The organism is Sphingomonas sp. EU05-FHT14C10, assembly GCF_058790595.1.
On the sequence record NZ_JBYTEN010000001.1, the window covers coordinates 384,256 to 396,053 of the forward strand.

The following is an 11,798-nucleotide window of genomic DNA, read 5'->3' on the forward strand; positions in this document are numbered from 1 at the left end:
ACAACCCCCTGATTACGTTGTATTATCAACGAATTTCGCGGGTTAATATTTATGGAAGGCAGGTTATCAAGAGATGAAGATATGGGCGATCCTGTCCATAGCGGCCCCGTCTCGCTCCATCGCGCCGTCGCAACGCATCGCCCTGTAAGGCGACGGCCGACACATGGCTTCGGCAAGCGCGGCGCGTGAAAAGCCGCTCCGGCAAGCCTACAGATTGTTCTGGAAAAATTGGCGCGCCCGGAACGATTCGAACGTCCGACCCTCAGATTCGTAGTCTGATGCTCTATCCAGCTGAGCTACGGGCGCGCGGTGGAGGCGGTCACATAGAGGCGTCGGGCGAAGCGCGCAACCCCGTTGCGACATTTTTGCCCCCGCTCTAGAGCGGAGCCATGAAATCCGCGCTTTCCGCCTCGCTTATCGTCGCTTTCCTGCTCGGCGGATGCGCCTCGGGGCCGAATCAATCGCCGTCGCTCTCCCCCCGGCCGATCGAGAAGGTGACGTTCGACGAGCCGGCGGGGAAGCCCGCCCCCGCTACCCAGGCGCCCGACGCCGACCTGCAGAAACAGATCGACAGCTTCGCCGCGCGCATCGACCAGAGCGCGCGCGACTTCGATGCGGCGCTGCCAGTCGCCCGCACCGCGATCGACAAGGGTGCGCGCGCGCCGCAGGGCAGCGACGCCTGGGTCGCAGCGCAACAGGGCCTCACGACGCTCCAGACCGCGGCCGAGGCGAGCTCGTCGGTTCTCTCGGATATCGACGAGCTTTATCTGGCGCGGCTCGATACCGCGATCGGCGGCGGCAGCGTCGCCGGGCTCGATGCGCTGCGCACGATCCGCGAGCGCGCCGCCGCGCAGACAACCACGCAGCGCGAGACGCTGGCGAAAGTCTCTGCCCCGCTCGGCTGACTGCGTCAGTAAGCCAGCGCCGTCCCGTCGGCGCGCATCTCCGTCGCCGAGGCGTAGACGCGCCCGCCGACCTTATCCATGCGCTCGACGCAGTGGTAACGGCCAAAGCCGCCATCCGATTTCCCGATCGTCCAGCCCATTGCTACAAGTTTGGCGCGCGTCGCATCCGGCACGCCCGATTCGAGGCGTAGCAGTCCGGTGGGCGACGCCTTCACATCCTCGCTGTCCTCACCCATCGCCTCCGACGATCCCTCATGATGCCAGCGCGGGCTGTCGCCGGCCGCCTGGACGTCGAGGCCGTAATCGACCCGGTCGACGACGATCTGCGTCTGGCCCTGCGGCTGCATGTCGCCGCCCATCACGCCGAAGGAGAGCCAGGGCTTGCCATCCTTCGAGGCAAATCCGGGGATAATCGTCTGGAACGGCCGCTTGCCGGGCGCGTAGATGTTGGGGTGGCCGTCCTGCAGCGAGAAAAGCTGGCCGCGATCCTGGAACATGAAGCCGAGGCCGTCGGCGACCAGCCCCGATCCCATGCCGCGGAAGTTGGACTGGATCATCGAGACCATCATCCCGTCCTTGTCGGCGCAGGTGAAATAGGTGGTGTCGCCATGGCTGGGCGCCTGACCGGGACTGACGCTGGTCGAAATGCGGTCGCGGCGGATGAGTTTGGCGCGCTGGGCGGCATAATCCTTGGACACGAGCCATTCGATCGGGATTTTGGCGAATTTCGGATCGGCATAATATCGGGCGCGATCCTCATAGGCGAGGCGCTTGGCCTCCGCCTGCAGGTGGATCGACTCGGCCGACTGGAAACCGGCGGCGCCCATGTCGAACGTTTCGAGGATGTTGAGCATCTGGAGCGTCGCGAGCCCCTGCGTATTCTCGCCGATCGCGTGGACGGTGACGCCGCGATAGCTTGTCGTCAGCGGCTCGCTCCACACGGCATGTTGCGAGGCGAGATCGGCGCGCGTCATCCAGCCGCCGATGCGCTTGAAATAGCGCTCGATCGTGTCGGCGATCGGCCCGTCGTAAAAGGCATCGCGCCCGCCCACCGCGATCATGCGGAAGGTCCGCGCGAGATCCGGATTGCGGAAGACGTCGCCCTCGCCGAGCAGCTTGCCGCCCGGCGTATAGGTGGCGAAGGCATTCGCGGTTTCCTCGATTCCCCGCCCCGGGCGGCGGAAGCCCTCCATCCCGCGCTGCATGTAGAAAGCGATGACAGGAGCCAGCGGCATCCCGTCCTCGGCCAGCGCAATCGCCGGCTCGAACAGTTCGGCCCATTTGAGGCGGCCATAGCGCTGGTGCATCGTCCACCAGCCGTCGACCACGCCGGGCACCGAAACACTCACCGCGCCGACGGGCGGCAGCACGCCGTTCTTCGCGCGCGAACGGGCGATATCAAGCGTCAGCGCGCGCGGGCTGTGCCCCGATCCCGCCAGCCCCTGCAGCTTGCCGAGCTTCGGATCCCAGATCAGCGCATAGACGTCGCCGCCCATGCCGTTCGAGGTCGGCTCGAGGAAGCCGAGCGCGGCGTTCATCGCGATTGCCGCGTCAACCGCCGATCCGCCTTTGCGCAATATATCGATCGCGATCATCGTCGCGCGCGGATGGGCGCAAGCCGCCGCGCCGCTCACGCCATAGACGGCGGATCGGCTACCATAGCTGGCGCCGACCGGCCGGTCGCCCGCATGAACGTCGGGGCGGTGGAGATTGTCGACCTTGCCCCTGTCGGGTGCGATGCCTGCATCGCTCTGCGCGCGTGCGCCGGCGGCGATCGCGACGGCGGGAATAGTGGCAAGGAAAGTGCGACGGCGCATTGCGGTCCCCCGAAAGGATGAGTCTCGGGGTGGACGCTAGCGGGGATGGTGCCGTCGCTCCATCCCCGCCGCGCGATCAATCGGCGATCGTCAGCGCCTCGTAGCGCGCCAGGTGATGATCGACCGAGCCGAACTGCCCTTCGATCATCGTCGCGCGCTTGAAATAATGGCCGATCGACAGCTCGTCGGTCATGCCGATGCCACCATGGATCTGGATCGCGCTCTGCCCGACGAAGCGGCAGGCCTTGCCGATCTTGGCCTTGGCCTGCGACGCTGCCGCCGCACGTTCGGCAGCGGGCAGGCCCAGCTTGAGCGTCGTCATCAGCGTCATGCTGACGGCCTGTTCCACCTCGAGGAACATGTCGACCATGCGGTGCTGGAGCACCTGGAAGTCAGCGATCGCCTTGCCGAACTGCTTGCGCTGCCTGGCATAGTCCATCGTGCCGGCATGCAGCTTGCGCGTCACGCCGACCGCCTCTGCGCAGACCGCCGCGATCGCCTCGTCCACCACCTGCTCGACGATCGGGAGCGCGGCCCCCTCGCCGCCCAGCAACGCATCGCCGGGAATGGAGGCGTTTTCGAAGAATATCTCCGAGGCGCGGAAGCCATCGACGGTAGGATAGTCGCGGCGGACAATGCCGGGCCCGTTGGCATCGATCAGGAACAGCGAGACGCCGGCCTTCTCGCTCCGGCTGCCGCCGGTGCGCGCGGTGACCAGCAGATGCGTGGCCCAGGGCGCGGCATAGACGACGGCCTTGTGCCCGTTCAGCACCCAGCCGGCACCGTCCTTCTTCGCGGTCGTGCGCAGATTGGCGAGGTCATAGCGGCCCTGCGGCTCGGCATAGGCGAAGGCGATGATCGCATCGCCGCCGATGATCTGCGGGATCACGGCATCGGCAACCGCGCCGCCCACGGCCTTCAGCGCACCGCCGCCGATCACCACGGTCTGGAGATAAGGCTCGATCGCGATCGACTCGCCCAGCTTCTCCATCACCACCATGTTATCGACGGCGTCACCGCCGAGCCCGCCATGCACCTCGGCAAAAGGCGCGCCGAGAATGCCGAGTTCGGTCGCAAGCGCGCGCCAGATGCCGGGATCGCGCCCCGCATCCGATGCCACGACCTTGCGCCGCGTTTCGAAATCGAACGTCTCGGTCAGGAAGCGGCCGAGCGTGTCACGCAGCATGTCCTGCGTGTCGGTATAGGTGAAGTCCATTCGATCCTCTCGAAACTGTTTTTGATCGCGTGAAGGACGGCGCCGGGGTCAGAGCCCCAGCACCATCTTCGCGATGATGTTGCGCTGGATTTCGTTCGACCCGCCGTAGATGCTGGTCTTGCGGACGTTGAAGTAAGTCGGCGCCGCGCGGTGCGCGTAGTCGGGGCCGATCGGATGCGCATTGTCGCCTTCGCCGAAGCCGCGGAAGTAAGGCGCGCCATAATGGCCGACCGCTTCGAGCGCGAGTTCGGTGATGCGCTGCTGGATCTCGGTGCCCTTGATCTTGAGCAGGCTCGATTCCGGCCCCGGCCCCTTGCCCGCCGCCTCGCCGGCCAGCGTGCGCAGCTCGGTGAACTCCAGCGCGGTCAGGTCGACCTCGAGTTCGGCGACCTTGCGCTTGAAGAAGGGATTGGCGAGCAGCGGCTTGTCCCCGTCCAGCTCGGTGCGGGCGATCGCCTTGATCCGCTCGATCCCGCGCTTCGACCGCGCGACGCCGGCAATGCCGGTGCGCTCGTGCGCAAGGAGGAACTTGGCGCAGGTCCAGCCCTTATTCTCCTGATAGATGCGCTGGTCGACCGGAACGCGCACATCCTCCAGCCACACTTCGTTCACTTCATGCTCGCCGCCCAGCGTAATGATGGGACGCACGGTGATGCCCGGCGACTTCATGTCGATGAGGAGGAAGCTGATACCTTCCTGCGGCTTGGCGTCGGGATCGGTGCGGACGAGGAAGAAGCCCCAGTCGGCGTGCTGGGCCAGCGTTGTCCAGGTCTTCTGCCCGTTGACGATATAATGATCGCCGTCACGCACCGCCTTGGTGCGCAGCGAGGCGAGGTCCGATCCCGCACCCGGCTCCGAATAGCCCTGACACCACCAGTCGTCGCCCGAAAGGATGCGCGGCAGGAAACGCGCCTTCTGCTCGGGCGTGCCGAAGGTGTAGATCACCGGCGCGACCATGCTGATGCCGAAAGGCAGAATGGGCAGCGCATCGGCGCGGGCCAGTTCTTCCTGCCAGATATAGCGCTGGGTCGTCGTCCAGCCGGGGCCGCCATATTCGACGGGCCATGCCGGCGCGATCCAGCCCTTCCTGGCCAGAACGCGGTGCCAGCTCAGGAAATCCTCCTTCGCCAGCTCCTCGCCTTCATCCTGCTTGCCGCGCAAATGCGCCGGATAATTCTCGGCGATGAAGGCGCGCGCCTCCGCCTGGAATGCCAGATCCTCCGGCGTGAAATTCAGGTCCATCCTGCCGACTCCTTGTTATCGCCGACTAGGTAGCGCCGCTTTACGCTGACGTAAACTGGAGTTCGGCGTTTTTGTCTGTCCCTGCGTCCTGATTTGCGCTGCCGCGCTTGGCGAAGACCATCGCCTCGTCGGCGACCGACGCATAGCGGAAGGCCAGCAGGTCCTTCGCGTAATTCTGATGAATCCGCCAAGGCTTGCGCGCGCCCTGCTTGGGGAAGAGCTCCAGCGAGCGCTGGACATAGCCCGACGAGAAGTCGAGCCAGGGGATCTCCTCCATCGGCTCGCCCGAAAGCGTCGGCGTACAGATGTCGAAGCCCCCCGCCTTCATGTGATTGAGCAGGCGGCAGACATATTCGCAGGTCAGATCGGCCTTCAGCGTCCACGATGCGTTAGTATAGCCGAACGACGACGCCATGTTCGGCACCCCGCTATACATCATGCCCTTATAGCTGGTCGTCTCGCTGAAATTGATGCGCTGGCCATCGACGAGGAACTCGGCCTTGCCGAGCACGACGAGCTTCAGCCCCGTTGCGGTCACGATGACGTCGGCGGGCAATTCGTTGCCCGATTCGAGCTTGATGCCCGAAGGCGTGAAACGCTCGATCCGGTCGGTGACGACCGAGGCCTGCCCGGCCTTGATCGAATCGAACAGATCGGAATCGGGGACGAGGCAGAGCCGCTGGTCCCACGGATTGTAGCGCGGCGTGAAATGGCGATCGACGTCATAGTCCGGCCCCAGATGCTCGCGCACCATGCCGATCAGCCGTTCCTTCACCTTCTCCGGCTTCTTGCGCGCCATGTTGAAGAAGAACATGCCCCACAGTACGTTCTTCCAGCGCACCATCTGATAGGCGGTCATCGCGGGCAGCCGCTTGCGCAGCCAGTTGGCGATGCCGTCCTCCGCCGGGCGCGAGACGACATAGGTGGGCGAGCGCTGGAGCATCGTAACATGCGCTGCGGTCTTCGCCATTTCGGGCACCAGCGTCACCGCCGTCGCGCCGCTGCCGATGATGACGACGCGCTTGCCCGAATAATCGAGCGTCTCGGGCCAATGCTGGGGATGGACGATCGTGCCGGCGAAGCTGTCGCGACCCGCGAACTCGGGGTCATGCCCCTGCGCATAGTCATAATAGCCACTGCACATGAACAGGAAGGAACAGGTGTAGCTGACGGTCTTGCCGTCATGGTCGGACTCGATCGTCCAGCGCGCATCGGCGCTCGACCAGGACGCGCGCGTCACCGAATGGTTGAAGCGGATATGCTTGTCGATCCCGTTGTCACTCGCTGTCTCGCGGACATATTTGAGAATGGAGGGACCGTCGGCGATCGCCTTCGCCTCACGCCAGGGTTTGAAGTTGTAGCCCAGCGTGTACATGTCCGAATCGGATCGGATGCCGGGATAGCGGAACAAATCCCATGTCCCGCCGATCGCGCCGCGCGCCTCGAGGATCGCATAGCTGCGATCGGGGCAGTTCTTCTGCAGATGATAGCCCGCGCCGATGCCCGACAGCCCCGCGCCAACGATGATGACGTCGAAATGCTCCATGTCGCTTTTGCCGATCAGTTACGTTTCTCTCCGAAACCGAGTGTCGCTCAACTCGCCCCAATATGCAAAATCGGGAAAGTCCGTAGGGTCTGATCATGAACAGTACGCCGTCCCCCGCCCCGCTCCGCATCCTGGTCGATGCCGATGCCTGCCCGGTGAAGGAGGGAATCTACAAGGTCGCCTTCCGCCTCGCCGTGCCGGTGACCATCGTCAGCAACAGCCATTTGCGCGTTCCCGATCATCCGCTGATTGGCCGCGTCGTGGTGAGCGACGGCTTCGACGCCGCCGACGACTGGATCGCCGAACAGGCCGACCGGCGCGCGGTGGTGGTGACGGCGGATATCCTGCTGGCCGATCGCGCGCTCAAGGCCGGCGCGGTGGTGATCGCGCCCAACGGCAAGCCCTTCACCACCAGCTCGATCGGCGGCGCGATCGCCACGCGCGCGATCATGGCCGATCTCCGGGCCGGCGGCGACGCGATCGGCGGCCCGCCGCCGTTCAGCAAGACCGATCGATCGCGCTTCCTCTCGGCGCTCGACGAGGCGCTGGTCCGCCTCAGACGGATCGGATAGGATCACCCATGGCTTCCGAACGCTTCGAACGACACCGCCAACCCTGGACGAGTGCCGAGATCCAGAAACTCCACACGCTCGCGAAGAAAGGCATGGCGTTGAAAGCCATCGCCAAGGCGCTCACCCGCAGCGAGGAATCGGTCAAGGAACGCGCCAAGCAGGACGGCCTTTCGATCGCCAAGCTGCACTGATCGCGCCGCTAGTCGCGCGTCGCCGTTTCTGGCAGCTTCGCACCTCATGGCACGCACGATCGGCCTTTACGCGCTGGCGCTGGGACTCGCGGCGACGCTCCTCGCCTGGCTCGATTACAAGCGGGCGATTCTCGCCCTACCCGGCGAACTCTACATCCTGCTGATCGCGGCGGGCTTTACCGCGCTCGGCCTCTGGGCCGGCCGCGCGCTCACCCCGCGCCCACGCCCTGCCACGTTTGCGCGCAACGACGCAGCGATCCGTTCGCTCGGGCTCACGGCGCGCGAGTGCGAGATACTGGCGCTGCTCGCCTCGGGCCGCTCGAACAAGGAGCTCGCGCGCAGCCTCGGCATCTCGCCCAATACGGTGAAGACGCACCTCGCCAGCCTGTTCGGGAAGCTCGGCGTCGATCGCCGCATCCACGCCATCGAAAAGGCGCGGATGCTGGCGCTGATCGAATAGGAAAATCGGGCGACCACGCTCAAATCACCCATCCGGGCGATGGCTCTCCCCCAAGGTCCGGCATAGCCTTGCATGCCAGTCACAGGGAGGTTCGACCATATGAACACGCCGCTACGCTACGCGCTCAGCTATGGAACGCTGTCGGGGCTGATCATCATCATCGTGCTCATCGCCGGCATCGGGCTGTCTGACCGGGTCAGCATCTTTTCGACCATGTGGTTCGGCTATCTCGTCATGCTCGTCGCGATGACTTTCGTCTTCGTGGGCATGAAACGCTTCCGCGACGTCGAGCGCGGCGGCGTCATCCGTTTCGGCCAGGTCTTCGCGCTGGGGCTCGGCATCGCGGTGATGGCGTCGCTTGTCTATGTCGCGGTGTGGGAGGTTTATCTTGCGCTGACCCATTATGCCTTCATGGATCAATATATAGCGGGCATCCTCAAGGCGAAGCAGGCCGCCGGCGTCACCGGCGCAGCGCTGGCGGCGGAGAGCGCGAAGCTGGAGGAGATGCGCATCCAGTATCGCAACCCGCTGTTCAGGCTGCCGATGACCTTCCTGGAGATTTTCCCGGTGGGCTTGGTCGTCGCGCTGATCGCGGCAGGGCTGCTCAGGAATCCGCGCTTCCTGCCGGCCAAAATCTGAAAGCGAGGAGGAAAGGCGTGGTGGGCGCGACAGGGATTGAACCTGTGACCCCACCCGTGTGAAGGGTGTGCTCTACCGCTGAGCTACGCGCCCACGCCTGAGAAGAAGAGAGGATGGAAACGGGCGTTCCGCCGCGCTTCGTCTCTTCAAAAGGATCGATCTGCCCGAGGGCGACTGATCCGGTCGCGGCCGAATAGGCATCCGCCGCCTGCTTGTCCAGCCCGAAGCTGGCATAAATCGAAACCGCCGGCGCAGGGCATCCCCTGCGCCGGCGGTCGACGATCAGTTGACCGAGTCCTTCAGGCCCTTGCCGGCCTTGAACTTCGGCTGGCTCGACGCCTTGATGGTCATCGGCTCGCCGGTGCGCGGATTGCGGCCGGTCGAAGCCTTGCGCTTGCTGACGGAGAAGGTCCCGAAGCCGACGAGACGAACCTCGTCGCCCTTCTTCAGCGCGGCGCCGATCGAATCGAACACGGCCTCCACGGCCTTACCCGCGTCGCCCTTGCTCAGACCCGAAGCGTCAGCGACGGCGCCGATCAGCTCTTGCTTGTTCATGCCCTGGGAACCCCCTAGATTTGGCTGGTGTCGTTGAATCATGGCGCTTGGCCATGCGCCAATAAGGCGAGACTCTAACGAACTGTCAAAGCAAAAGCGCCGAAATCGGCCGATAGATGGCCAATTTCAGCGCTTTTTCGGTCAGTGGGCGAGGCCTGAGCCGCCCTCGGCAAGCGTTTGGGCGCTCGCGACGGGCGGCTGGGCGGCCAGCTCATCCGCTTCGGTCCAATCGATCGCCGTCAGCGGCTCGGTGAGAGCGAGTCGCAACACCTCGTCGACATGCGCGACCGGCACGATCTCCAGCCCTTCGCGGACGTTGGCCGGAATTTCGGCCAGATCCTTCTCATTCTCGATCGGAATGAGAACGGTCTTGATCCCGCCGCGCAGCGCCGCCAGCAGCTTTTCCTTCAGCCCGCCGATCGGCAGCACGCGGCCGCGCAGCGTAACCTCCCCCGTCATCGCGATGTCGCGGCGCACCGGCACGCCGGTCAGCGTCGAGACGATCGAGGTGACGATGCCGATGCCCGCCGACGGTCCGTCCTTGGGCACAGCGCCCTCGGGCAGGTGGATGTGGATATCCTTGCGGCCGAACAGGCTGGGCTTGATGCCGTAACCCGGCGAACGCGCCTTCACGTAGGAGAAGGCCGCCTCGACTGACTCGCGCATCACGTCGCCCAGCTTGCCGGTGGTGCGCACCGCGCCCTTGCCCGGCACCGTGACCGACTCGATGGTCAGCAACTCACCACCCACCTCGGTCCAGGCGAGCCCGGTGACCGCGCCGATCTGATGCTCTTCCTCACCCACGCCGTGGCGGAACTTCCGGATGCCCGCGAAGTCGGCGAGATTTTCGGGCGTGACTTCGACCGAAGCCGCCTTGCCTTCGAGGATGCGGCGCAGCGCCTTGCGCGCGAGCTTGGCGATCTCGCGCTCGAGCGTGCGGACGCCCGCCTCGCGGGTATAATAGCGGATCAGGTCGCGCAGGCCGTCCTGCGTCAGCGCGAACTCGCCATCCTTCAGCCCGTGCGTCTCGATCTGCTTGGAGATCAGGTGGCGCTCGGCGATCTCGACCTTCTCATCCTCGGTATAGCCTTCGAGCCGGATGATCTCCATGCGGTCGAGCAAGGGCTGCGGCAGGTTGAGCGAGTTGGCCGTGGTGACGAACATCACGTCCGACAGATCGATGTCGATCTCCAGATAATGGTCCTGGAACTTGCTGTTCTGCTCGGGGTCGAGCACTTCGAGCAGCGCCGAGGCCGGATCGCCGCGGAAATCCTGGCCGAGCTTGTCGATCTCGTCGAGCAGGAACAGCGGGTTGGAGGTGCCGGCCTTCTTCAGGTTCGACACGATCTTGCCTGGCAACGAGCCGATATAGGTGCGGCGGTGTCCGCGGATCTCGGCCTCGTCGCGCACGCCGCCCAGCGACTGGCGCACGAACTCGCGCCCCGTCGCCTTGGCGATCGAGCGACCGAGCGAGGTCTTGCCCACGCCCGGCGGGCCGACGAGGCACAGGATCGGCCCCTTGAGCTTATTGGTACGCGCCTGGACCGCGAGATATTCGACGATCCGGTCCTTCACCTTCTCAAGCGCATAATGATCCTCGTCGAGGATCGCCTGCGCCTCGCCGATATCCTTCTTGAGCTTGGACTTCTTGCCCCAGGGCAGCCCCAGCAGCACGTCGAGATAATTGCGCACCACCGTCGCCTCGGCGGACATCGGCGCCATCGTCTTGAGCTTCTTCAGCTCCGACGTCGCCTTGGCGCGCGCTTCCTTCGACAGCTTGAGCTTGGCGATACGCGCCGAAAGCTCGGCGATCTCGTCGCCCTCTTCCTCGCCCTCGTTGCCCAGCTCGCGCTGGATCGCCTTCAACTGCTCGTTGAGATAATATTCGCGCTGGGTCTTCTCCATCTGCCGCTTAACGCGGCTGCGGATCTTCTTCTCGACCTGGAGCACGCCCAGCTCGCCTTCCATGAAGGCAAAGGCCATTTCCAGCCGGCGCGCGGGATCGCGTTCGGCAAGCAACGCCTGCTTGTCGGAAACCTTGATCGACAGGTTGGAGGCCACAGCGTCGGCGAGGCGCGAAGCATCGTCGATCTCGGCAAGCTGCACCGCCGTCTCGGGCGGCAGCTTCTTGTTGAGCTTCGCGTAATTCTCGAACTGCTCGACGACCGAGCGCATCAGCGCCTGGGCCTCGGGGCCGCTGGCGGTGATGTCGGCGATCGGATCGATGGTCGCGACGAGATGGCCGTTCTCGGTGGTGAGCGTATCGAGGGTCGCGCGCTGCTTGCCCTCGACGAGCACGCGCACCGTGCCGTCGGGCAGCTTGAGCAGCTGGAGCACGGTCGCCAGCACGCCGAGATCGTAGAGATCGTCGCGGCCGGGATCATCCTCCTGCGGGTCGAGCTGCGAAACGAGGAAGATTTCCTTGTCGGCCGTCATCGCCTGTTCGAGCGCGGCGACGGATTTGTCGCGGCCGACGAAAAGCGGAACGATCATCTGCGGGAACACCACGATGTCGCGCAGGGGAAGGACGGGATAGGTTGTCGTCATGCAAACTCCGGTGGCGCCCGGTGGCGCCGTTCGCATGACTATATGGTGCCGAGGCGCGGCGCATCAATCAGCGCCGGGCCGCCACTTGTCGAAAACTGTGGGCAAAAG

The 11,798-nt window shown here is 64.9% G+C and carries 11 protein-coding genes and 2 tRNA genes; 5 read left to right on the forward strand and 8 right to left on the reverse strand.

Annotated elements, in window-relative coordinates; all coding sequences use genetic code 11:
• Positions 1-229: 229 nt before the first annotated feature.
• Positions 230-306, reverse strand: a tRNA-Arg gene (locus tag AC3WT0_RS01905).
• Positions 307-389: 83 nt separating this feature from the next.
• Here AC3WT0_RS01905 and AC3WT0_RS01910 point away from each other — a divergent pair.
• Positions 390-905, forward strand: a complete 516-nt coding sequence (locus tag AC3WT0_RS01910; protein WP_492750986.1) for a hypothetical protein — start codon at positions 390-392, stop codon at positions 903-905.
• Between the two features lie 5 nt (positions 906-910).
• Here AC3WT0_RS01910 and AC3WT0_RS01915 read toward each other — a convergent pair whose 3' ends face one another.
• The 4 genes from AC3WT0_RS01915 to AC3WT0_RS01930 form a co-directional block, all read right to left on the reverse strand.
• Positions 911-2,722 carry a gamma-glutamyltransferase family protein gene (locus AC3WT0_RS01915; protein ID WP_492750987.1) on the reverse strand — a complete coding sequence of 604 codons (1,812 nt, stop codon included), beginning with the start codon at positions 2,720-2,722 and terminating at the stop codon, positions 911-913.
• A 76-nt stretch (positions 2,723-2,798) separates the two neighbouring features.
• The gene (locus tag AC3WT0_RS01920; RefSeq protein WP_492750989.1) at positions 2,799-3,938 is read right to left on the reverse strand and encodes an acyl-CoA dehydrogenase family protein; all 1,140 of its coding nucleotides are present in this window, start codon (positions 3,936-3,938) and stop codon (positions 2,799-2,801) included.
• A gap of 48 nt (positions 3,939-3,986) precedes the next feature.
• On the reverse strand, positions 3,987-5,180 hold the full coding sequence (locus AC3WT0_RS01925) for an acyl-CoA dehydrogenase family protein (RefSeq protein ID WP_492750991.1): 1,194 nt from the start codon (positions 5,178-5,180) through the stop codon (positions 3,987-3,989).
• A gap of 40 nt (positions 5,181-5,220) precedes the next feature.
• Positions 5,221-6,726, reverse strand: coding sequence for a flavin-containing monooxygenase (locus AC3WT0_RS01930; protein ID WP_492750993.1), 1,506 nt, complete (start codon positions 6,724-6,726; stop codon positions 5,221-5,223).
• Positions 6,727-6,821: 95 nt separating this feature from the next.
• Between AC3WT0_RS01930 and AC3WT0_RS01935 the strand changes: the two genes are divergently transcribed.
• The 4 genes from AC3WT0_RS01935 to AC3WT0_RS01950 all read left to right on the forward strand — a co-directional run bounded on the left by AC3WT0_RS01935 (position 6,822) and on the right by AC3WT0_RS01950 (position 8,588).
• A complete protein-coding gene (locus AC3WT0_RS01935; RefSeq protein ID WP_492750995.1) occupies positions 6,822-7,298 on the forward strand; it encodes a YaiI/YqxD family protein in 477 nt (158 codons plus the stop codon).
• Positions 7,299-7,306: 8 nt separating this feature from the next.
• A complete protein-coding gene (locus AC3WT0_RS01940) occupies positions 7,307-7,489 on the forward strand; it encodes a hypothetical protein (RefSeq protein ID WP_492750997.1) in 183 nt (60 codons plus the stop codon).
• 46 nt (positions 7,490-7,535) lie between these two features.
• Entirely contained in the window at positions 7,536-7,949 is a 414-nt protein-coding gene (locus AC3WT0_RS01945; RefSeq protein WP_492750999.1) for a response regulator transcription factor, read from the forward strand.
• A gap of 99 nt (positions 7,950-8,048) precedes the next feature.
• On the forward strand, positions 8,049-8,588 hold the full coding sequence (locus tag AC3WT0_RS01950) for a DUF4199 domain-containing protein (protein WP_492751001.1): 540 nt from the start codon (positions 8,049-8,051) through the stop codon (positions 8,586-8,588).
• An 18-nt stretch (positions 8,589-8,606) separates the two neighbouring features.
• On the opposite strand, the gene AC3WT0_RS01955 is transcribed toward AC3WT0_RS01950, so the two are convergent.
• The 3 genes from AC3WT0_RS01955 to lon all read right to left on the reverse strand — a co-directional run bounded on the left by AC3WT0_RS01955 (position 8,607) and on the right by lon (position 11,690).
• Positions 8,607-8,681: transfer RNA gene (locus AC3WT0_RS01955), tRNA-Val, on the reverse strand.
• A gap of 189 nt (positions 8,682-8,870) precedes the next feature.
• Complete coding sequence (locus AC3WT0_RS01960; RefSeq protein ID WP_492751003.1) at positions 8,871-9,143, reverse strand: HU family DNA-binding protein; 273 nt, start codon at positions 9,141-9,143, stop codon at positions 8,871-8,873.
• A gap of 141 nt (positions 9,144-9,284) precedes the next feature.
• Positions 9,285-11,690 (reverse strand): endopeptidase La, encoded by a 2,406-nt coding sequence (gene lon, locus AC3WT0_RS01965; RefSeq protein ID WP_492751005.1) that lies wholly within the window; start codon positions 11,688-11,690, stop codon positions 9,285-9,287.
• Positions 11,691-11,798: the final 108 nt, after the last annotated feature.

Excerpts from the sequence above, each read along its gene's own strand:
- AC3WT0_RS01915 (WP_492750987.1), bottom strand. The coding sequence starts at position 2,722 with ATGCGCCGTCGCACTTTCCTTGCCACTATTCCCGCCGTCGCGATCGCC.
- AC3WT0_RS01940 (WP_492750997.1), top strand. The coding sequence starts at position 7,307 with ATGGCTTCCGAACGCTTCGAACGACACCGCCAACCCTGGACGAGTGCC.
- AC3WT0_RS01920 (WP_492750989.1), bottom strand. The coding sequence starts at position 3,938 with ATGGACTTCACCTATACCGACACGCAGGACATGCTGCGTGACACGCTC.
- AC3WT0_RS01935 (WP_492750995.1), top strand. The coding sequence starts at position 6,822 with ATGAACAGTACGCCGTCCCCCGCCCCGCTCCGCATCCTGGTCGATGCC.
- AC3WT0_RS01960 (WP_492751003.1), bottom strand. The coding sequence starts at position 9,143 with ATGAACAAGCAAGAGCTGATCGGCGCCGTCGCTGACGCTTCGGGTCTG.
- AC3WT0_RS01930 (WP_492750993.1), bottom strand. The coding sequence starts at position 6,726 with ATGGAGCATTTCGACGTCATCATCGTTGGCGCGGGGCTGTCGGGCATC.
- AC3WT0_RS01945 (WP_492750999.1), top strand. The coding sequence starts at position 7,536 with ATGGCACGCACGATCGGCCTTTACGCGCTGGCGCTGGGACTCGCGGCG.
- AC3WT0_RS01925 (WP_492750991.1), bottom strand. The coding sequence starts at position 5,180 with ATGGACCTGAATTTCACGCCGGAGGATCTGGCATTCCAGGCGGAGGCG.
- AC3WT0_RS01910 (WP_492750986.1), top strand. The coding sequence starts at position 390 with ATGAAATCCGCGCTTTCCGCCTCGCTTATCGTCGCTTTCCTGCTCGGC.
- lon (WP_492751005.1), bottom strand. The coding sequence starts at position 11,690 with ATGACGACAACCTATCCCGTCCTTCCCCTGCGCGACATCGTGGTGTTC.
- AC3WT0_RS01950 (WP_492751001.1), top strand. The coding sequence starts at position 8,049 with ATGAACACGCCGCTACGCTACGCGCTCAGCTATGGAACGCTGTCGGGG.